21 protein-coding genes and 1 rRNA gene are annotated in these 21437 nt (G+C 43.4%); 15 read left to right on the plus strand and 7 right to left on the minus strand.

The features are described from left to right. Positions 1-213: 213 nt before the first annotated feature. The 6 genes from EAG18_RS17620 to EAG18_RS17645 all read left to right on the plus strand — a co-directional run bounded on the left by EAG18_RS17620 (position 214) and on the right by EAG18_RS17645 (position 7300). On the plus strand, positions 214-2103 hold the full coding sequence (locus tag EAG18_RS17620) for a transglycosylase SLT domain-containing protein (RefSeq protein WP_125253672.1): 1890 nt from the start codon (positions 214-216) through the stop codon (positions 2101-2103). A 93-nt stretch (positions 2104-2196) separates the two neighbouring features. Next, positions 2197-3519: a Xaa-Pro dipeptidase gene (gene pepQ / locus EAG18_RS17625; RefSeq protein WP_125253673.1), complete on the plus strand. Its 1323-nt coding sequence runs from the start codon at positions 2197-2199 to the stop codon at positions 3517-3519. 67 nt (positions 3520-3586) lie between these two features. Next, positions 3587-4204, plus strand: coding sequence for a YigZ family protein (locus EAG18_RS17630; RefSeq protein ID WP_125253674.1), 618 nt, complete (start codon positions 3587-3589; stop codon positions 4202-4204). Between the two features lie 62 nt (positions 4205-4266). Next, positions 4267-5718: a TrkH family potassium uptake protein gene (locus EAG18_RS17635; RefSeq protein ID WP_125253675.1), complete on the plus strand. Its 1452-nt coding sequence runs from the start codon at positions 4267-4269 to the stop codon at positions 5716-5718. 140 nt (positions 5719-5858) lie between these two features. Beyond that, complete coding sequence (locus EAG18_RS17640) at positions 5859-6395, plus strand: hypothetical protein (protein ID WP_241651711.1); 537 nt, start codon at positions 5859-5861, stop codon at positions 6393-6395. Positions 6396-6616: 221 nt separating this feature from the next. Further along, positions 6617-7300 carry a flagellar brake protein gene (locus EAG18_RS17645; RefSeq protein WP_125253676.1) on the plus strand — a complete coding sequence of 228 codons (684 nt, stop codon included), beginning with the start codon at positions 6617-6619 and terminating at the stop codon, positions 7298-7300. Between the two features lie 11 nt (positions 7301-7311). Here EAG18_RS17645 and trkA read toward each other — a convergent pair whose 3' ends face one another. From trkA to def, 4 genes are read right to left on the minus strand one after another with little or no spacing between them, the layout of a single operon-like run. Further along, positions 7312-8688: a Trk system potassium transporter TrkA gene (gene trkA / locus EAG18_RS17650; protein ID WP_125253677.1), complete on the minus strand. Its 1377-nt coding sequence runs from the start codon at positions 8686-8688 to the stop codon at positions 7312-7314. A gap of 20 nt (positions 8689-8708) precedes the next feature. Then, entirely contained in the window at positions 8709-9992 is a 1284-nt protein-coding gene (rsmB, locus tag EAG18_RS17655) for a 16S rRNA (cytosine(967)-C(5))-methyltransferase RsmB (RefSeq protein WP_125253678.1), read from the minus strand. After that, positions 9989-10936 (minus strand): methionyl-tRNA formyltransferase, encoded by a 948-nt coding sequence (fmt, locus tag EAG18_RS17660; RefSeq protein WP_125253679.1) that lies wholly within the window; start codon positions 10934-10936, stop codon positions 9989-9991. The genes rsmB and fmt overlap by 4 nt, the downstream gene beginning before the upstream one ends. Positions 10937-10969: 33 nt before the next feature. Next, positions 10970-11482, minus strand: a complete 513-nt coding sequence (def, locus tag EAG18_RS17665) for a peptide deformylase (protein WP_125253680.1) — start codon at positions 11480-11482, stop codon at positions 10970-10972. Positions 11483-11609: 127 nt separating this feature from the next. Between def and EAG18_RS17670 the strand changes: the two genes are divergently transcribed. The 6 genes from EAG18_RS17670 to hemF all read left to right on the plus strand — a co-directional run bounded on the left by EAG18_RS17670 (position 11610) and on the right by hemF (position 16913). Continuing rightward, a complete protein-coding gene (locus EAG18_RS17670; protein ID WP_125253681.1) occupies positions 11610-12749 on the plus strand; it encodes a LysM domain-containing protein in 1140 nt (379 codons plus the stop codon). Positions 12750-12795: 46 nt separating this feature from the next. Next, positions 12796-13878 (plus strand): DNA-processing protein DprA, encoded by a 1083-nt coding sequence (dprA, locus tag EAG18_RS17675; protein WP_125253682.1) that lies wholly within the window; start codon positions 12796-12798, stop codon positions 13876-13878. 4 nt (positions 13879-13882) lie between these two features. Further along, on the plus strand, positions 13883-14356 hold the full coding sequence (locus EAG18_RS17680; RefSeq protein WP_125253683.1) for a DUF494 family protein: 474 nt from the start codon (positions 13883-13885) through the stop codon (positions 14354-14356). A 498-nt stretch (positions 14357-14854) separates the two neighbouring features. Next, entirely contained in the window at positions 14855-15421 is a 567-nt protein-coding gene (locus EAG18_RS17685; RefSeq protein WP_125253684.1) for a type I DNA topoisomerase, read from the plus strand. Then, positions 15418-15996: an L-threonylcarbamoyladenylate synthase gene (locus EAG18_RS17690; RefSeq protein ID WP_125253695.1), complete on the plus strand. Its 579-nt coding sequence runs from the start codon at positions 15418-15420 to the stop codon at positions 15994-15996. The genes EAG18_RS17685 and EAG18_RS17690 overlap by 4 nt, the downstream gene beginning before the upstream one ends. Before the next feature lie 5 nt (positions 15997-16001). Next, positions 16002-16913: an oxygen-dependent coproporphyrinogen oxidase gene (gene hemF, locus EAG18_RS17695; protein ID WP_125253685.1), complete on the plus strand. Its 912-nt coding sequence runs from the start codon at positions 16002-16004 to the stop codon at positions 16911-16913. 79 nt (positions 16914-16992) lie between these two features. Here the strand turns inward: hemF and EAG18_RS17700 are convergent, their stop codons facing one another. Both EAG18_RS17700 and EAG18_RS17705 read right to left on the minus strand, forming a co-directional pair. Beyond that, on the minus strand, positions 16993-18600 hold the full coding sequence (locus EAG18_RS17700; RefSeq protein ID WP_125253686.1) for a methyl-accepting chemotaxis protein: 1608 nt from the start codon (positions 18598-18600) through the stop codon (positions 16993-16995). A gap of 105 nt (positions 18601-18705) precedes the next feature. After that, positions 18706-19155, minus strand: coding sequence for a group II truncated hemoglobin (locus EAG18_RS17705; protein ID WP_125253687.1), 450 nt, complete (start codon positions 19153-19155; stop codon positions 18706-18708). A 28-nt stretch (positions 19156-19183) separates the two neighbouring features. On the opposite strand from EAG18_RS17705, the gene aroE reads away from it, so the two are divergent. Further along, complete coding sequence (gene aroE / locus EAG18_RS17710; RefSeq protein WP_125253688.1) at positions 19184-19996, plus strand: shikimate dehydrogenase; 813 nt, start codon at positions 19184-19186, stop codon at positions 19994-19996. A gap of 2 nt (positions 19997-19998) precedes the next feature. Further along, positions 19999-20232, plus strand: coding sequence for a DUF1488 family protein (locus tag EAG18_RS17715; protein ID WP_125253689.1), 234 nt, complete (start codon positions 19999-20001; stop codon positions 20230-20232). Here EAG18_RS17715 and EAG18_RS17720 read toward each other — a convergent pair. After that, positions 20218-20763 (minus strand): gamma carbonic anhydrase family protein, encoded by a 546-nt coding sequence (locus EAG18_RS17720; protein ID WP_125253690.1) that lies wholly within the window; start codon positions 20761-20763, stop codon positions 20218-20220. The two genes, EAG18_RS17715 and EAG18_RS17720, sit on opposite strands and share 15 nt — an antisense overlap. 536 nt (positions 20764-21299) lie before the next feature. Between EAG18_RS17720 and EAG18_RS17725 the strand changes: the two genes are divergently transcribed. Next, a 16S ribosomal RNA gene (locus EAG18_RS17725) occupies positions 21300-21437 on the plus strand; the annotation flags it as partial.

The following is a 21437-nucleotide window of genomic DNA, read 5'->3' on the forward strand; positions in this document are numbered from 1 at the left end:
AATTGCAATGAAAAATTTACCGCACATTTACTGAAATACCTGAGTCGGTTTGCTATGGTGGCTTAACACACCGCGTATTATGTGTAGTTTGCGAGCTGAACCGCAAATTACAAGCCAAAGTAGCCGTTGTTTTACGCCACCTTTAGATAAGCATACTTTGGCTGTATTTCAATTTCGGTGTGAATTGTTTTTAGCAGATTGAAAAGGGTTTGCATGACACATTGGTTACGTCGCCTAGCTGTGGGCAGTTTATGTTTCGTAAGCTGTCTTGGTGCAGCTCAGAGCACTCATGATGAATTTAAACAGGCTGAGCGTATTGCTTGGTCTGGCAATTATAACAATTTTACAGCAGCCGTAGCGCAGCTTGATCATCCGCTTAAGCCTTATGTGGAAATGGCATTTTATCAGCGCCATCCTAGGTTGAAATATCAACAAGAAATCCAGCACTTTCTAACTATATACGAGCACACACCACTCGAGTGGCCGGTGCGTTCGGCTTGGTTGGAGTATCTAAAGCGCCACAAAAAGAAAGCGCGCTTTATCGAGTTTTACCGAGAAACAAGTGATGTGGAGCTGAAGTGTACTTATTTGTCTTATCAGCTTGATTTAGGTGCACCGAAAAAGGCAATCTTAGATCAAGTTGCTGATATTTGGACTGTAGGAAAATCCCAGCCAAGAGCATGTGATGGGCTTTTTAGGGCGTGGCAAAAAGCCGGGTATAGAACCTCAGAGCGGGTGTGGCAGCGAGTTTCTAATGCTGCACAGTCAGGGCAAACATCCCTATTGGACTATCTTCAAAAGTTACTACCAAAGCACGAAGCCTACTTAGCCCAGCTATATAAAACGGTACGTCAAGACCCTAGTGCGGCGGCGGGCTTGTACCGCTTTAAAAAGCGCACCGTAAAAGAGTCTGAAATAGCGGTATACGGTGTCCGCAGACTGATTTGGCGCGATCCTGACTTGGCGCTGCGAGCATGGCAGAAAATGCAAAACATGTTCAGTTTCTCGCAGCAACAAAAAGACAGTGTGGCATATCGCTTTGCATTGGCACTAGCGTCAAAAGGTCACAAAGACGCACGGTTTTGGTTGAATAAGGTGCCAAAATCACTACAGGATAAAAAGCTCTTGCAATGGCTGATGAGTAATATGCTAAAAGAGCAAGACTGGGAAGGTATTTCGGCGTTATTTGTGGGCCATGAGCAACTCAGTAACGCACAGCAATATTGGTTGGCTTTTAGCTTGTCAAAACGAGGAGATATTGCTGGCGCAAATGCGATTTGGCAGCAACTTGCCAAGGAGCGTGATTACTACGGATTTTTAGCCGCTGCGCGATTGGGTTTACCCGTATCTTTAAATGAGCTGCCGCTAGAAATTGACGCTGCTATTGTTGATCAAGTATCTCAAGCGCCAGGGTTTAAACGTGCTAAAGCGTTGTATGAGTTAGAACGTTATACTCAAGCGCGAAGAGAGTGGAACTACTTAACCAATACCTCAAGTAAAGATGAAAAGCTCGCAGCATCTGTATTGGCTGCCGAGTTCGATTGGTATGACAGCACCATTTTTACGCTAGCCCAAATCAAAGCTTGGGATTATGTGGATTTACGCTTCCCGATGGCATTTAAAGACCTATTTTCAAAGTACAGTAAACGCCATCGCGTTGACCTTGCTTGGAGTATTGCGATTGCGCGTCGAGAGAGTTCCTTTGCACCTGACGCTCGCTCTAGCGCCGATGCCCATGGCTTAATGCAGCTACTTCCAAGTACGGCAAAGTACGTTAACAACCGTAAACGCGTAACAAAAAAGCGGCTTTATCAACCTGCAACCAATATCCGCCTTGGGACTAGTTATTTGGAGTACTTAAAGCGTAAAAATGCCGGTAATGAGATTTTAGCAACCGCATCTTATAACGCAGGCTACCACCGAATAAAACGTTGGTTACCTTCAGAGGCTATGCCTGCTGAGCTGTGGATAGAGCTAATTCCGTATAAAGAAACACGAGATTACGTGAAAAATGTGATGGCATATCGACAGGTGTATCACACTCGCCTTGGTCGAGATGGCAATATCTTAGCTGATATTTTAGAGATGAAAATTGTGAAGTAACCGCACATGGCTGGTATTAGACTCAGTTCGTCGTTTTTAGGTAACAGCTATGATAGACTCGAAAGCATGTGAATTTTTGAAAATGGGTAACCCATGGATAAGTTAGCAAATTTATACGCAGAGCATATTGCCACTTTGCAACAGCGTACAAAAACGATAGTAGACAGAGAAGGACTAGATGGGCTTGTGATCCACTCTGGTCAAGCTAAGCGTCAGTTCCTTGATGATATGTACTATCCGTTTAAAGTTAACCCACAATTTAAAGCTTGGTTACCTGTTATCGATAACCCGCATTGCTGGATTGTGGTTAACGGCAATGATAAACCTAAGCTTATCTTCTATCGTCCGGTTGATTTTTGGCACAAAGTGCCGGATGAACCAAGAGACTTCTGGGCTGAGTATTTTGATATTCAGCTCTTAGTTAAGCCGGATCAAGTTGAGCAGCTACTACCTTACGACAAAGCAAATTATGCCTACATCGGTGAGTATTTAGAAGTTGCACAAGCGCTAGGTTTTACCCAAGTGAACCCTGAGCCGGTAATGAACTTCCTACATTATCATCGTGCTTATAAAACCCAATACGAAATGGCATGTTTACGTGAAGCAAGTCGTCTAGGTGTGCTGGGTCATGTGGCTGCGCGAGAAGCGTTTTTTGCTGGTGGCTCTGAATTTGAAATCCAGCAAGCGTATCTCAATGCGACTCTACATATGGAAAACGATACACCTTACGGTAATATTGTCGCACTGAACGAAAACTGTGCCATCTTGCACTATACCCATTTTGAACGCAAAGCGCCGAGTCAGCATTTGTCGTTTTTGATTGATGCAGGAGCTAACTACAATGGCTATGCCTCTGACATTACGCGAACCTATGATTTCGCCAAGCAAGGTGAATTTGCCGAGTTGGTGAAAGTCATGAACGATCACCAAATTGAGTTGGGTAAAGCATTACAACCGGGCAAACTATACGGTGAGCTACATATCGATTGTCATCATCGTGTGGCGCAAGTACTCAGTGACTTTGATATTGTTAAGCTAGATGCACAAGCGATAGTTGAAAAAGGCATTACATCGACGTTCTTCCCTCATGGTCTCGGTCACCACATCGGTCTACAGGTACACGATATGGGCGGGTTTATGGCGGATGAAGCGGGCACGCATCAAGCGCCACCCGAAGGTCACCCATTCTTGCGCTGTACCCGTAAAATTGAAGCAAATCAAGTATTCACCATTGAACCTGGCCTATACTTCATTGATTCATTATTAGAAGATTTGGTGCAAACAAACAACAAACAGTACATTAATTGGGATAAAATTGATGCGCTGAAGCCATATGGTGGTATCCGTATTGAGGACAACATCATTGTTCATGAAGATAGGCTAGAAAATATGACCAGAGATCTCGGTCTAGAGTGATCTGCTAGCGAGTACTAACTATCAGTATGTTTGGGAGCCAATTGGCTCCCTTTTAGTTTGGAGCAGTATGTCAGAATATTTCATCCCGAGTGAAACAATTAGTCATCACGAAGAAATTAAGAAAAGCGCGTTTATTGTCCATTTGGCGCATACCCCTACTATTGAGGACGCCAAAGCATTTATTAAACACATCAATGAGCAGTATCCAGATGCGCGTCACAACTGTTGGGCACACATTGCCGGGGCACCAGGAGGAAGTCATATATTAGGTTTTTCTGATGATGGCGAGCCAAATGGCACTGCGGGTAAGCCAATGCTAAATGTTTTGTTGGGTTCTGGCCTTGGAGAAATAACGGCAGTAACCACACGATATTTTGGTGGTATCAAGCTAGGCACGGGCGGTTTAGTAAGGGCGTATGGTGGAACCCTCAATAATGCTTTGGCTATACTCAAAACAAGCAAAAAAGTACCTGCTTCTATCATTGTTGGCCAGAGTGATTACCATCTTCAGGGGGTGATAGAGCAGTTGTTACAAAGCCAATTTACGGTGTTACATAGTGATAAAGCGTATGGTGCCAATATTGCGTGGCAGCTTTCTGTCGATAGTCGACAGACACAACAAATTATTGATGCTATTTATGAATTAACCAATGGTGTTGTATTATTTAAACACCTCAAGGAGTAGGCTCTACTTCTTTACATTTACTCATTAACCTCTGGTTAAATAACAAAAGTGCAGCGTACAAAATGCAATTTCGTACCATAATAAAAATTCTCGGACAATTAGTTGCCCTGTTTAGTATCACTATGGTGCCACCGGCCATTGTCTCTTTGATATACAAAGATGGTGGTGGTGTACCTTTTGTCCTAGCTTTCATCTTTAGTGTGTTAATGGGACTGTTCGCGTACTATCCAAATCGCAAGGAAAACGGCGACCTTAAGGCCAGAGAAGGGTTCTTAATCGTTGTATTGTTCTGGTTAGTACTGGGAACATTCGCGTCCTTACCTCTAATTTTCCTCGATAAACCGAATCTTTCACTTGCAGATGCCGTTTTTGAAGCCTTTTCTGGGCTAACCACAACGGGGGCAACAGTACTGACAGGTATTGAGCACTTGCCAAAATCTGTACTCTTTTATCGTCAACAATTGCAGTGGCTAGGCGGTATGGGGATCATTGTTTTAGCGGTGGCTGTACTGCCTATGCTTGGTGTTGGTGGTATGCAGTTGTATCGAGCCGAAACGCCAGGGCCCGTAAAAGACTCTAAAATGACACCGAGAATAGCCGATACTGCAAAGCATTTGTGGTATATCTATGTTTCACTCACAGCGGCTTGTACAGTTTCCTATTGGCTTGCAGGAATGAACTGGTTTGATGCTATATGTCATGCTTTTGCTACTATAGCGATAGGCGGCTTTTCGACCTATGATGCTTCTATTGGTTACTTTGATAACCCTCTAATTAATGTTATTTGTGTGATCTTCTTGTTGATTGCTGCAATTAACTTTTCATTGCATTACGCTGCGGTCTCAAGCCGCAACATCAAGGTCTACCTGCGAGATCCAGAGTTTAAAGTTTTTCTATTTATTCAACTCGCACTTGTGGTGATCTGCTTTGCGGTATTGTCATCAAATAATGTTTATGAAACGGGCGACGAAACCTTGGATCAGGCACTTTTTCAAGCAGTGTCAATTAGTACTACCGCAGGGTTTGCCACTGATAGCTTTTCAAGTTGGCCTTTGTTTCTTCCTATTTTGCTGATTTTTTCAAGCTTTATTGGTGGGTGTGCAGGCTCTACGGGAGGTGGCATGAAAGTGGTGCGAGTCTTCTTACTCTATTTACAAGGGATCCGTGAGCTGAACCGCTTGGTTCACCCAAGGGCTATTTACTCAATTAAACTGGGTCGTAAAGCCCTACCAGATAAAGTCGTCGAAGCCGTATGGGGATTCTTTTCCGCTTATGCGCTGGTTTTTGTCATTATTATGGTCGCATTACTTGGTACTGGTCTGGATAATATCACCGCCTTTTCTGCAACGGCTGCTTGTCTAAATAACCTCGGTCCCGGCCTTGGCGAGGTGGCTGCGCATTATGGTGATATTAGCGATTCTGCAAAGTGGATACTGACCTTAGCGATGGTATTTGGTCGATTAGAGATATTTACATTATTGGTGTTGTTTACACCTACCTTCTGGCGCGGATAGCCGACAAATAACGATGGGCTTGTACTGACAACGCCCATCTCACCTTATACCCACACCAAGTGTTTTTGCCTTACGATTTCATCCTTAAGAAAGAAAAAGTTAATAAAAATACTAAAAACTCGGATTTTCGGGGTTTTCAAATGTCAGTATTTTTACAACGATTTAACTTTGAGGTGACGACTTTGCTTGCCACACGCTTTTCAGATAAAGGGTTTAGAGTCATTGAAGGATTTGCCGCAAGCCATGAGCAAGGTTCTGGAATGCAGCTTATAGAACGAAGCGTAACACAGTTAAACAACCTGATAAGGGATATTGGTTATTTATTACAAGCGGAGCAAGACTTACCAACAGCTCCCAAGGCATATGACTTATATCATCAAATTGGTTGTGAAAGTGGTGCTCGGTTTGTTGTACAAGTTGTGTCTGAAAATGAGCTTTGGCAAAAGCGTCAAATACCCGCAATACTCGATACAATTGCGCCAAATCATACTGGTTGTTTGTTTCAACATGACGTATCCGGGATTTTATTCGTCGCAAAACGTAATAGTGAGCCAATGATGCTTTTTATTGAAGCTGAAGAATTGGCGATGCCACAAAGTTCGCTTGAGATCCAAAGCAGGATGATGACATTAAGAGACGGTGCAATGATGTTAAAAAGCCATTTTTTGATTAAGTGACCTAAGGTTGCTTTTAACACTTGTGCTGTCGCCTTGACCATAAAATGGATTTTATTGGCAAGTGCGGTGAAAGGGAGGCTGCATCAATTAAGGTCAAATGATAGCTGAGAGCATTGATGGCGAACGTGTTGTAATTCACCTTAATTCAGTTTTAAATGACCCTTCGCTAAAACTGCTACAATACAAAAGCAGTAGAGTTAAACTCAGGAAGGGTTAGGATCATGTTAAGAACTCGAGAGGTTGGGCAGGAAAGTTTGCTCACAGCCATCAGCGCAGGCAGTCTCGTTGATATAGAAATTTGCTTACCGGCGAACAGTAAAAGAATAAAAACAGAATATGTCGGTCTGCTCCAAGGAGCATTTTTAATTTTAAACCATCCCAACCCTAAGCGATTAGGCGCGGCGCTGGACTTTGTTATGGAAGGAACCACTGTCATTGTTAGAGCATTGCTCGAAAATGGTGATGGTCAGGTTATTGCTTTCAGATCGCAGATTAAAGCGGYTTCAGTCCATCCCGCGCGGCTTATTTTCCTCCACCCCCCGGAAAAGATTCAAACTTACAAGCTACGTGCGCAAAGTCGCGTACCAACGCTTATTCCTGCTCACTTTCAACACAGTAATAAAAACGAAGTGGGTGTCATCAAAGATATTTCCCTATCAGGGTTACAGCTTGATTTAACGTCAGCTGATATGCCTGATTTGCAAGAAGGTGCAAAATGTAGCGTACTGATTGAGGGCAAAGAAGGAAACCAAATTACCTTAGAGGGTGATGTGCGAAAGATACGCCAACATGATGATATTTTGTCTTTGGGTATTCACCTGACTTCGGAGCCAGGCGTGATCCGTGGTGTGTTAAAGGATTACCTGATAGATTTATCGATTTTTCAAGATCACCGCGATACGTAAACTATGGCGCTTTACACAAATAAAGCGCTGACCTGAAAGAGCTTCTCTACGACACCAATTTGTTTTTTATCGATTAAGAACATGATCACGTGGTCGCCAGATAGAATAATGGTGTCGTCATGTGCAATGAGTACATCTTCATCGCGTACGATTGCGCCTATCGTTGCGCCTGGGGGCAGCTTAATGTCTCGAACCGTACGACCAACGACCTTTGAAGTGTTTTCGTCACCATGTGCTACAGCTTCAATTGCCTCTGCTGCGCCTTTGCGCAGTGAATAAACATTTACGATATCACCACGACGTACGTGTGTGAGTAGCGCTGAAATGGTGGCTTGCTGTGGTGAGATTGCAATATCAATATCACCCCCTTGAACGAGGTCGACGTAGGCACCACGTTGGATCAGCGCCATGGTTTTTTGTACTCCCATACGTTTAGCCAGCATCGCGGCCATGATATTGGCTTCATCATCATTGGTTACGGCAATAAAGACATCGACTTGCTCGATATGCTCTTCTGAAAGTAACTCTTGATCAGAGGCGTCACCACAAAACACCACAGTATTATCTAGGGTTTCAGACAGCTGGGTAGCACGCGCTTGATTACGCTCAATCAATTTAACACTATGATTCTTATCTAGTGAGCTTGCCAAACCAGCGCCGATGTTACCACCACCGGCTATCATTATTTTTTTATAGGAACGTTCAAGCTTTTGTAGCTCATTCATTACTGCTCGAATATGCTTGGTAGCGGCAATAAAGAACACTTCATCATCGGCTTCGATCACTGTTGTGCCTAGCGGTTTGATGGCTTTCCCTTGGCGATAAATTGCAGCAACCCGAGTATCGACGTTAGGAATGTGTTCCTTCAGGGCAGAGAGCGCATAGCCTACAAGTAAGCCTCCGTAATATGCTTTTACGGCAACAAGGGAGAGCATACCTTCGGCAAATTGGAGTACTTGTAGGGCACCCGGATAATCAATCAGGCGACGGATATATTGCGTGACCAGCTGTTCGGGAGCAATATAGTGGTCGACTGGTAAGTCATCGTTATGAAAAAGCTTTTCTCTATACTTTAAATATTGCTCGGAGCGGATCCGAGCAATTTTCGTTGGCGTATTAAAAATACTGTAAGCAACCTGACACGCTATCATATTCACTTCATCTGAGCTGGTTACTGCGATGATCATATCTGCGTCTTCAGCTCCAGCCTGACGCAAGATATCGGGGTGTGCACTGTGTCCCGTCACGCCCTGTAAATCATATTTATCTTGTAGCTCTCTTAAGCGCTCGCCGTCGATATCAACAACGGTAATTTCGTTTTCTTCACCGACAAGGTTTTCTGCCAGTGTTCCGCCGACTTGTCCGGCACCTAAGATAATGATTTTCATATGTATTGCGTCGAGTTATATTATTTTTTTATCAACTTAGCATAATAAAACCCATCGCTCAGTCCGGGTAATAATTGCAAGCCTGGTTGTGCTTTGGTGTCTGCATCATGTAAAGGAACAAGCTCAGCATCAGGTGTCGCAGAAAGAAAGCGTGCGATCTGTTGCTGGTTTTCTTGTGGTAATACCGAGCAGGTTGCATAAACTAGTGTGCCACCGGGCTTGAGTAATGGCCAGATTTTATCAATAATTTGTGCCTGTAACGTCACCAAGTTATCAATGTCAGAAGCTCGCCTCAGCCATTTGATGTCCGGGTGTCGTCTAATAACACCAGTAGCTGAACAAGGTACATCCAACAAGATACGATCATATAATTCGCCATCCCACCAAGCTTCAGGGTCACTAGCATCGCCCTCAAGGCATTTGGCCGACAATCCGATCCGTTCAAGGTTTTGCTCCACACGTGCTAAGCGTGCGCCATCAGCATCAATTGCGGTCACTTTAGCGTCAGCTAACTCTAAAATATGGCAAGTCTTACCACCTGGGGCGGCACAAGCATCAAGAATATTTTCACCTTTTTGTGGAGATAATAATCTTGCTGCTTTTTGAGCTGCAGCATCTTGCACTGAACAAGCGCCAGTGGCAAATTGTGGTAAGGCATAGACATCAATTGGACTATCAAGCAGTATGCCGTCTGGGTATTCACCATGAAGCTGATAGGCGACACCCGCCTGGTCTAACATAGCTGCATAATCTGAGGTGGAAAACTGTGATTGGTTAACACGCAGCCACATTGGTGCCTGTTGTTGATTCGCTTCTAAAATAGTCTGCCACTGAGTTGGGTAAGCTGCTTTTAGTTGATTAATAAACCAGCCTGGGTGGTTGTATAAGCAAGCTGGGATCTCGGTAGCACTGGTTTCTAGCTCGACTTGATGGCGCTGGAAGTTACGTAAAATCGCATTAACCAAGCCTTTCATGCCAGGCGCTCTAAGCGGCGTTAATGCGTTTACTGTCTCAGCAACCGCGGCGTGAGCAGGGACACGCATATGTTGAAGTTGGTAAATACCCACATACAACAAAAACTGGAAAACACGTCGCTTACCTTTTAGGGGCTGATCTAACAGTTGCTGGCAGTAATGCTCTAAAGACGGTAAATATCTCAATACGCCATAGCAAATCTGTTGTAGCAAAGCTCTGTCTTTACCGTCTAACTGGCTGGTGGCAAGTGGCAATTGCGCACTTAACGATGCACCTTTATCGACAACTTGAAACAGGGTTTGGGCAGCGAGTGCGCGAACATTACTCACGCTTCACCAACCTTAGCGCCAATTGCTACCCAATCAGCTCGACCATTTAAAAAGTCTTGTGCAGACATTGGCTTCTTTCCTTGAGGCTGCAAGRTGTGGATCTCGATTGCTTGTATGCCACAGGCAATAACGRTACCGTGCTTATCTGCGCGAAGTACGTGTCCTGCATCACCTTGTTCGTCAACAACCTTTGCCTGCCAAATTTTGACACTGTTACCTGCCATGCTGGTAAAGCAAACCGGCCATGAATTAAATGCGCGGATGTTTCGTTCAATTTGCTCAGCGTCCATTTGCCAATCAATGTTAGCTTCTTCTTTGCTCAGCTTCTTAGCATAATTGGCTAACGTATCGTCTTGCTTTTCTGGGGTGATCTCACCAGCAGACAAGCGTGCTAGCGTCTCGATAAGCGCATCGGGGCCGAGCAACGCAAGTTTGTTGTATAAATCTGCACTCGTATCTGTTGCGGTTATAGGGCAGCGAGCAATATGTAGCATATCGCCAGTATCTAGACCTTCGTCCATTTGCATTATCGTCACACCGGTTTCACTGTCTCCAGCCCAAACGGCGCGTTGGATTGGAGCGGCTCCTCGCCATCTTGGTAAGATAGAACCATGTACATTAAGACAGCCTAGTCGAGGTGTATCTAAAATAGCCTTCGGAAGCAGCACACCATAGGCAACAACAATCATGACGTCGGCATTTAATGCCGCAAGTTCAGCCTGTGCCTCTGGTGTTTTAAGCGATTGTGGTTGCAATACTGGAAGGTCATGTTTTTGTGCTAACACTTTTACTTCACACGCTTTTAGCTTTTTACCACGCCCAGCAGGGCGATCTGGTGGACAGTATACTGCCACAACGTCATGGTGTGATTGAATAAGAGCGTCAAGGTGGCGCGCTGCAAAATCAGGCGTGCCTGCGAAAACGATACGCAAAGGATTACTCACGAAATACCCTAAAGTCAGTTAGTTGGTAATGGATTAGGCTTGCTTTGCAGCGAGCTTAGCTTCTTTTTCGAGCTTCTTACGAATACGATTACGCTTGAGTGGCGATAGGTAATCGATAAATAGCTTACCAACTAAGTGGTCTAATTCATGTTGAATGCACACGGCTAGTAAGCCTTCGGCGTCTATTTCATACGTTTCGCCTTGCTCATTCATTGCTTTCACTGTGACTGTTTCAGCACGGTCCACTTTTGCGTATGAATATGGCACCGATAGGCAGCCTTCTTCGCTCACGGTAGACCCATCGCGCTTGATAATTTCTGGGTTAATTAATACGCGCGGTTCATCGCGCTCTTCTGAAACGTCAATAACAACAATGCGTTGATGAATGTTCACTTGCGTAGCCGCAAGGCCGATACCATTTTCATCATACATAGTTTCCAACATATCTTTAACGATTTGTCGTACTTCGTCATTAACCTCTGCTACTGGTTTTGCAACGGTACGCAAACGTTCATCTGGAAACTTTAAAACTTCTAATATAGCCATGATTACCCTAAATCAATTAATCGTGTAAGCTGATGTAAGCTAGTGTATGGTCTTATTTTAGCCATTCAAGTTCCCCTTTAACAGGTTTTGATGGATAATAAGCAAAAATAACCACAAGGAAGCCATCATGAAATATCCGATTGCTGCAATAATGATCGCTAGTTGTACTGTTTTTTCAGTAAAAGCAGAGCCCTTGACAGTGAAAGCTGATGCACCGCAACATTATGTGGTGAAAAAAGGCGATACTTTGTGGGATATTTCTAAAATGTACCTGCGCTCCCCATGGAAGTGGAAGCAGCTATGGCAGTGGAATCCAAATATTGCAAATCCTGATTTAATCTATCCTGGTGATAATCTTAAGTTGCAGTACGATGCACACGGAAATCCAATGTTGATATTGGATAAAGGGATAAAAAAGCTCTCTCCACATGTGCGTGTTATCAACCAAAAGTCGACGGCAATTCCAACTTTACCTCTACCAATGATGGAGCCTTTTTTGCGGTTTGAGCAAACTCTGTCTGAATCCAAGTTTGCCCAAAGCCCTATTGTATTAGGTGCCGACCGAAATGTGAAAAATGCGTCGCCTGGTCACCTACTTTATGTCAAAGCGGATTTAGTCAAAGGCGGTCATTATGCTATCTATAGGCGCGGTGACACATATCGGGCATTGGATAGTAATGAAACGCTAGGTTTAGAAGCTGTGCTAGTAGGAAGTGGTCATGTTGTTGAACAGGGTAATATGAAAGCCGGAAGACCAGCTAAGCTTCATCTCGAAGTGGCTAAACAAGAAGTACGAGCTGGTGATATTGTTTTACCTATCGCCAGTGGGCAAAGCTATCCCGCGCAGTTTTCAATGGCCCGTCCAAAACAACAGACAAGTGGCCGCATTATTGCGAGTGACAATAAGCTTAGAGAGTTTAGTACCATGAGTGTTGTGGTGCTTGATGTTGGCAGCAAAGCGCAGCTTAAAGAGGGCAACGTGCTTGATATTGTTAGACAATCGCCTACAGTTATAGAAAGTCAACATGGACCTCGCTACATTGAAGATGCGTCTCGACTCGACAAAATGATCACCCAAATGGGGTCTTGGTTTGGTGAGGAAAATGATGACAGTAGCATCGTATGGCATATGCCCAAAGAAAAGGTAGGAGAAGTTATGGTCTTTAAAGTTTATGAAGACCTCAGCTACGCCATGGTTGTGGCGACTTCCGAACCAATAAGAGTCGGTGACTACGTACAAGCGCTCAAGGAAATGGCTGACAATTAGCAGCTCAACTTCTCCTTGAATGAAGCAATAAACTCAAGGAGAGAGTATGAAATATTCAGAACAAAAATGTGTTCTGGCACTGGCTTTATGCCAAGGTCTTGGCGTAAAAACGGTGCTTGCTTTACTGAAAAAGTTGTCACTTAATGAGCTGTTTACCCTAGGTAAACCTGAACTGTGTGCCTTAGGACTCAGTGAGCAAGTGGCGAATAACTTGCTTCATACGGATTGGTCAAAAATAGACAGTATTAGCACGTTTTGTCAAAACCAGCAGATCCATATCCTCACTATATTTTCTTCCGCTTACCCAACTCAACTAAAAGAAATTTGTAACCCGCCGATTGTACTTTTTTGTAAAGGTAACGTCTCATTACTAGCGCAACCACAAGTCGCAGTGGTTGGTAGTCGTAGCTCTACTCGAACGGGACTTGAATTAGCGAGTGAATTTGCGAATGGGCTGAGTCGCTCTGGTCTGGTTGTAACCTCTGGCATGGCCAGAGGAATTGATGGTGCAGCACATCAAGGTGCTCTTGATGCTGGTGGGAGCACAATTGCCGTGCTTGGTACTGGGGTTAATGTGGTTTATCCCAAGCGTCATCAACGACTCTACGATGATATTGTTCAGCGTGGTCTGGTTATCAGTGAGTTTTTGCCTAACACCTCCGCGAACAGTACACACTTCCCGCGGAGAAATCGCATAATCTCTGGGCTTGCTTTGGGTGTTCTGCTTGTTGAAGCTGAGATAAAAAGCGGCTCGTTAATTACCGCACGCTATGCACTGGAGCAGAATAAAGAAGTGTTTGCGATTCCAGGTTCAATTAAAAACCGATTAAGTAGCGGTTGTCATTACTTGATAAAGCAAGGGGCAAAGCTTACCGAGAATATTGAGGATATTTTGGAAGAAGTGAGCTTTTTTTGTGAAAACAGTCTATATAGTATAGAAATAGATAGGCAAAAAGAGGAACTGTGTCCTGTATTAGAAAACCTTGGCTTTGAAGTGACTTCTGTTGACACTTTAACGCAAAGGACCCAGTGGCCAGTAGAGCAGGTGGTTGCCAGACTACTGGACCTAGAACTCGAAGATAAAGTAGAGCGTGTATTAGACGGCTACATAAAACTCGCGAGGGGTTAAGAAGATGTTTGATATTCTAATGTATTTATTTGAGAACTATATTCATAGTGAAGCAGAAATTTTTGTCGAACAAAATGAACTGACCGATGAACTCCTTCGCGCAGGCTTCAATCAAGGTGAAATATATAAAGCGCTTGATTGGTTAGAGCAGCTTGCAGATTTACAACACAGTGATGAATACCCCTACTTAAATGCCAAGCCCGACCATGCCACACGTATTTACACGGATAGCGAGTGTAATATGCTAGATGTAGAGAGCAGAGGCTTTTTGATGTTTGTAGAACAAGTTGGTGTGATTGACAGTACAACCAGAGAGATGGTGATGGATAGGTTGTTTGCTCTGGACAAAACCTACATCAGCTTGGATGACCTTAAGTGGGTTATCTTGATGGTACTATTTAACGTACCAGGTAAAGAGCATGCTTATGCGCAAATGGAGGATCTTATTTTTACAGAGCCTGCATCAGTTGTGCATTAACAGAGTAATCGAACGGTTTTACTCTACCATGGCAAGCAAAGGTCGTTGGATGTGCTTCAAGTGCAATGACGACCACAACCACCTATTTTGTCTGAGCCTTAGATAATTGGTATAGCTCATGTCTTTCACGCAGCTCGTTTTAGCACTAGCGACATAGGACTTAAAAACAGTGAGTTTACTCAACTTGAACTCAGAATAATAACTTGTTCTCTAGTCGCTGTTGTCTCTTACTACTGCGTTAGATTTGTTCGTAATAGGTTATTTACTGACGCACAAAAAACGCACGAATTTGTCAGGTATTAGGAAATAACTTCTGACTAGCGTGATATTGCGCTTCTTGAGCTTAGGTATTTTAGTTGATACCACGAGTTCAAGTTTACTCAGTTATTGACCAAATCCTAAGATATTTATTCAAAGCGATTTGTTATCATTTCCTTGACCCCAAAACCAAGGTGATTATATTAAGCGCATACTTGCACAAAGGGCGGTAATAGAGCCATGAGTAAAATTGATCATGCGTTATTCAATGCAAAGAAGCATGCGTTAGAAAAAGAATATGAAGTATGCCCCGACTGTGGCTCCGAGCTGGTGATAAAAAACAGTAAAAAGGGGCCATTTATTGGCTGTGCTAGCTATCCTACCTGTGAATATATCAGGCCTTTGGCGCATCATGATAGCCATGTTATTAAAGTACTTGAAGGTGTAGCTTGCCCCGAATGTAGCAGAGATTTAGTCATCAAAAATGGTCGCTACGGCATGTTCATTGGTTGTACCGGTTATCCTGAGTGCCATTATATTGGGCATGAGGATGCGTCTGACTCGCAGGAATTACCAGATTGTCCTAAGTGTAAAAAAGGGAAGTTAACACAGCGAAAAAATAAGTTTGGTAAACACTTCTATAGTTGTAATAGTTATCCAAGTTGCAAATATACTTTGAATGCTAAGCCTATCGAGCATGCTTGCCCTGATTGCCATTGGCCGGTGCTGGTGGAGAAAACCAGAGCTGGTAAAGCTGTGTTACAATGCCCGCAGAAGTCATGTCAATCGATAGTGGAAATACCGTGAAAAATGACGATAAAGCGGAAGCTTCGATAATAACCTCGCCCGAATCAGCATTGCAAGCTGGTGAGGTGATCTGTTATCCCACCGAAGCTATTTTCGGATTGGGGTGTGATCCTGATAACGAAGAGGCCGTAGCTAAACTGCTGGAGATTAAATCGCGACCAATAGCAAAAGGTTTAATCTTAATTGCAGATAACTACGGTCAGTGTTTAGCCTATGTGGATGATAACAAAATTCCAATGGATAAACGCGCTGAGATATTTTCAGCATGGCCTGGCGCTATTACCTGGTTACTCCCTGCGAAACCAGAAACACCGCATTGGTTAACTGGTGGCCACGATACTATCGCGGTGCGTGTGACCGATCACCCTATTGTTAAACAAATCTGTCAGCGCTTTGGTAAGCCGATTGTTTCTACTAGCGCCAATATTACAGGTGAAACACCGGTAGCCTCTTTGTTGCACGCGCGCAATCAGTTTGGCAATCAAATAGGCTATTATGTTGACGGTGAATTAGGCACAAACCGTTCCCCAAGTGTAATTAAACATGCGATAACAGGCGCTGTTATCCGAGGATAAAAACCATGAGTAAAGTAAACTTAGAGACCGTAAAAGCCTTTTTACTACAATTACAAGATAACATCTGCAAAGGCTTAGAGGCTGCTGATGGTAAGGCTCAGTTTGTTGAAGACGCCTGGGAGCGTGCGGAAGGAGGTGGTGGTCGTACCCGTGTCATCCGCGATGGTAATGTGATTGAACAAGGTGGGGTAAATTATTCGCATGTTTTTGGGGCGTCTATGCCTGCATCTGCCACCGCTCATCGGCCTGAGTTGGCAGGAAGAAGCTTCCACGCTTGTGGCGTATCCTTGGTTATCCACCCCAAAAATCCACATATTCCCACAAGCCATGCCAATGTGCGCTTTTTCATTGCAGAAAAAGAGGGTGAGGAGCCTATTTGGTGGTTTGGTGGCGGCTTTGATTTAACACCGTTTTATCCAGTATTAGAGGATGTGAAGCACTGGCACCAAGTGGCAAAAGACGTGTGTACACCATTTGGTGACGAGGTATATGGTGATTATAAGAAGTGGTGTGATGAATATTTCTATTTAAAGCATCGCGATGAAACGCGAGGTGTGGGCGGTCTATTTTTTGATGACCTCAATCAGTGGGGTTTTGAAAAAAGTTTTGCCTTTATGCAAGCGGTGGGCAGTGGGTTTCTTGATGCTTATCTGCCAATTATTGAAAAACGTAAAGATACGCCTTATACCGAACAAGAGCGTCAATTCCAGTTATATCGTCGCGGTCGTTATGTAGAGTTTAATTTGGTGTGGGATAGAGGCACGTTGTTTGGCTTGCAGACCGGTGGTCGCACCGAATCTATTCTCATGTCAATGCCACCGTTGGCGCGTTGGGAATATGATTTTCAACCCGAGGCTGGCTCTAACGAAGCAAAGTTGTATGAGTACCTCACCCCAAAGAACTGGTTATCAATGTGATAAAAAGGAGCCTAGGCTCCTTTTTATTTATCTAATCTGATGTTTGAAGAAGTGAATAGCTATCCAAACATCAGGTTCCCTAACTTAATTTAAACCCACGTACTTGGTCATCGAGGTTACGTGCGAGTGTGAGTAGCTCTTCGCTGATCTGTTTGGAACCATGGGCGTCAACAAGTGAGCGTTCAGCATTATCACTGATAGCCACGACACTACGATTTATCTCCTCCGCGGCTAAATTTTGCTGTTCTGTCGCATCTGCAATTTGTAGATTAAGAGCATTAATCTCGTGCATTTGCGTCGAAATATCTTTTAATGCTTGTGCGACTTTTTTCACTTGATTGGCACGATCATCCGCTTCTTCACAAGAAGCACTCATCGCTGCTACAGTTTGTTGCGCTTCAGACTGTAGCTTGTCTATGGTGCGCTTAATTTCATCTGTTGAGTCGTGGGTACGAGTTGCCAACGTTCTAACTTCGTCAGCCACGACGGCAAATCCTCGACCAGCTTCTCCTGCGCGAGCGGCTTCTATCGCTGCGTTGAGTGCTAGAAGGTTGGTTTGTTCCGCAATGCTACTGATCACTTCTAATACTTTACCTACTTCTAACGTCTGCGCTTGTAATTGAGAAACTTGCTCAGCGGCTTGTCGCACATCTTGCGCTAACTGGTTAATACTTTGCTCTGTGTGATTAGCGACAGCCATACTCTCTTCTGCAAGGTGATTGCTGCTATCAGATTTTTCTGATGCAAAGTGAGTGGTGTTCTTTACTTCGCTGGAGGAGCTTTCTAATTCATTAATTGCTGCAGCAACAGAGTCGGTTCCTTGCTTTTGCTCTTGAATTGCAAGTTCAGTGGTTTCTGCTGACGCATAAATAGATTCAGCGGAATGGATCAGTATTTTGGATGAATGAGATAACTGAGAGATATTATCTTTAAAGCTATCCATCATTTTATTGAAATTAGTCGCTAAACGTCCTAATTCATCATCAACATTATCGTCAATTCTCAACGATAAATCTTTATTTGTTGTCGCCAAGCGCATGGTACGGCCAAGCGTTTTTAATCTTAAAATGAAGAGCTTTCTGAACAGCACGCCTAAAATGACAAAAGTGGTGATAAATATACCTGACAACAAGGCCGTACTTAGCCAAGTATTGTTATGCACAGTATTATCAATATCAGCAAGTGAGTAGCTTATTCTTACTGCCCCGAGCACATCTCCTTCTTTTGCTTGATGACACCCTAAACAGTTTGTCCCTTTGTAATTCTCCATCGCAACCATTGGCTTGAGGTATGTCATGATGCGATTGCCATCACGTTGTTCAATGACGAGTGTTTCTTTGCCATCAAGTGCATCAAGCTCCACTTGTGAGTTTGGTGCTTGATTTGGGTTACCCGGTCCATACAGCTTATTCACCAGTTCTGCGCGAATAATGTGGGCATCTTCAATATTTGGGTGATTACGAATTTTATCACTAAGGATCTCGCGATTAGCCATGGTGCCCGTCAGCATCATGGTATTGATCGAGTCAAAGTAATTGTCAGCTAACAGCCTTATATTACTTTCGACGGTTTCTTCAGCGAGAGTTTTTTGTTGACTACTACTACTGAGAATACTAGCAATGAGGACGAGTACGCCAGTCACTGCCAGTAACGCATAAATTTTATGTTGAATAGATTTCACACGCATCGCACCTGTTCACAATTAGAACAGTGATTATGCGTCTCTACTCAAGAACAGGTTTTGACCTAGCGCAAAATTGCCGTGCAATTTAATATAACTGGTACTTTTTCATTAATCTTGATTAATCATATGTGTAGCGAGTTGCGCTAAGGATTGTCTTAGCCCCTCTCTTAATAATGGGTTACCAACCTCTAAGTCTAATGCTTTATTCATGCAGTGCATCCATTGATCCCGTAAATCTTGGTCGATAGGAAAGGGCATATGGCGCATTCTTAAACGCGGATGACCGTATTTTTCTGTAAATAAATCTGGGCCACCGAGCCAACCCGAAAGAAACTCAAAGAATACTTGTCTTATCCGATCTAGTGGTTGTGGGTGCATGTCGTAAAGCGGTTTTGCGTAGGGATCGGTTGCCATAATATCGTAGAAACGATTAGCAAGGTCTCGAGCACCTTGTTCTCCACCAATGATTTCATACGGGGTTTTTTCTGGGGATGGAGCACTATTTATTTGTTCGGTGGTTGCATCTTTATTGAAGATGCGTTTAATTAACTGTTTCATAATAACTCTTTCAAGGCGCTCTAAAACGATGGACAAATACGCGGTATTCGGTAATCCAATAAAGCATTCTAAATCGCCAGCAATCCATGCGCAATTCGCAAAACAAAGTCAGCAGCAATTAGAATACGAAGCTATTTTGGCACCAGTAGATGCTTTTGTTCAAACTGTATCGACATTCTTTGCTGAAGGTGGAAGCGGTGCAAATGTGACATTACCTTTCAAGGAGCAAGCATTTAGTTTTGCAAATACATTGACTGAGCGCGCCAAATTGGCAGGTGCTGTGAATACGCTGATCAAGCAAAAAGATGGCAAAGTTAAAGGCGACAATACCGATGGCGAAGGTCTTGTAAGAGATCTGATCAATCATCAAGTAAAGCTAGATGGTGCGACTATCTTATTGATAGGTGCAGGAGGCGCGGCCAAAGGATGTATCTATCCACTCCTGCAAGCTGGAGTGAAGCAGGTAGTAGTGAGCAATCGTACAGAATCAAAGGCAATACAGTTGGCTAAGCAATTTGCCACCTATGGGGATGTTAAAGGCTGTGGGCTAGATAGTATTCCTGATATTGGATTTGATATTGTGATTAATTCTACCTCTTCCAGTATTACAGGAGAGGTGCCTGCGATCTGCGCATCTGTTTTTACATCTTGTGTGGTTGCTTATGATATGTTTTACAGTGAGCAACAAACAAGTTTCTTAAAATGGGTCGCACAACATAACCAAGATACGCAATTAATCGATGGTATCGGTATGTTAGTAGAGCAAGCCGCTGAAGCATTTTATCAATGGCGAGGTGTACGACCTGATACATCAAAAACGTCCAAGCTGATTAGAGGTTGAATATGAATCAAGCAATACTGTTTAATGATGACATCAGTTATCAGCAAGGTGAGTTAACTTTTACAGCAATGGCCTGTGGGCAGCTGATCCGCTGTAAAATAACTACAGAGCTTGATCTGGAAGCTGCATTAGCGCACTTTGCTCAGCATCAATTTGATTATGAAATGCAGGCTGAGCAGCTAATTGAAGATGAAGCGTTTAATGAGGCAGGAGAGGTAAGCTTAGCTTTCCTCTAAATATTCATCTTTCAACTCCACATAATTTTGAGCAGACACTTTTAAAAATTGTAGCTCTTGTTCGGTGAGGGGTCTTGCTTGTTTTACCGGACTGCCGACATATAAAAAACCGGACTCAAGGTTTTTATTAGGCGGGACAAGTGCACCACCACCAATGATAACGTCATCTCCTACGGTGACGTTATCCATAATAATTGCACCCATACCCACGAGAATACGATTACCAAGTTTGCAACCATGCAGCATGACTTTATGACCAACAGTCACATCATCACCAATAATAAGCGGGTAACCGTCAGGTACTGAAGCGCTCTTTCTTGTTAAATGCAGTACACTGCCGTCTTGAACATTGGTTCGTTTACCTATCTTGATGTAGTTCACATCGCCTCTGGCTGCAACTAATGGCCAAACGCTGCTGTCTTCGCCAATTTCTATATCACCAACCAAAACGGATGACTCATCAATATAAACGCCTTGTGATAAGCGTGGGGATTTACCTTTATAACTTCTAAGCATGCCTAGATTACTCATCTCTCGTGTCTTGTGTCACTAGTGTAGAGTGTTGAATTGTAAAACTCTAGTACGAAAAAACTGCAAAAAGATAAGTGAAAGTGTCAAAAATAAGCGTTTCGCTTTATTTTTGCTCGAACAAACGTTTTTTTGCAATTTTCTTTAAAAAAAGGGTTGCACTAAAATCGGATCGCCCTATAATGCGACCCCACTGACACGGGGCGCTACGCTGAAAAGCAAAACAGCAACGAGTTAGCGTCAAGTAAAACTTAATTTCGAAACTTCTTCTCAAAAAATTCAAAATTAAGTGTTGACAAAAAATCGGGAGTGCTTAGAATGCACACCTCTCGAAACAACGAAGTGTTTCGAAATGTTCTTTAACAATATGAAGCAATCATCTGTGTGGGCACTCGTACAGATTGAGTTCTAACAGCAGATTCTGGTTCGCTAGATGACGCAAACAAATTTAGAGTCTCAATTTCTTATGAGTGACTATATAGTCAATTTATACAGAATTCATTGAGCAAGTTTGAAGTTTACTTCAAACAAAAAACTTTTAATTGAAGAGTTTGATCATGGCTCAGATTGAACGCTGGCGGCAGGCCTAACACATGCAAGTCGAGCGGTAACATTTCTAGCTTGCTAGAAGATGACGAGCGGCGGACGGGTGAGTAATGCTTGGGAACATGCCTTGA

The organism is Pseudoalteromonas sp. J010, from assembly GCF_003934235.1.
In the GTDB taxonomy this organism is placed as follows: Bacteria; Pseudomonadota; Gammaproteobacteria; order Enterobacterales; family Alteromonadaceae; genus Pseudoalteromonas; species Pseudoalteromonas peptidolytica.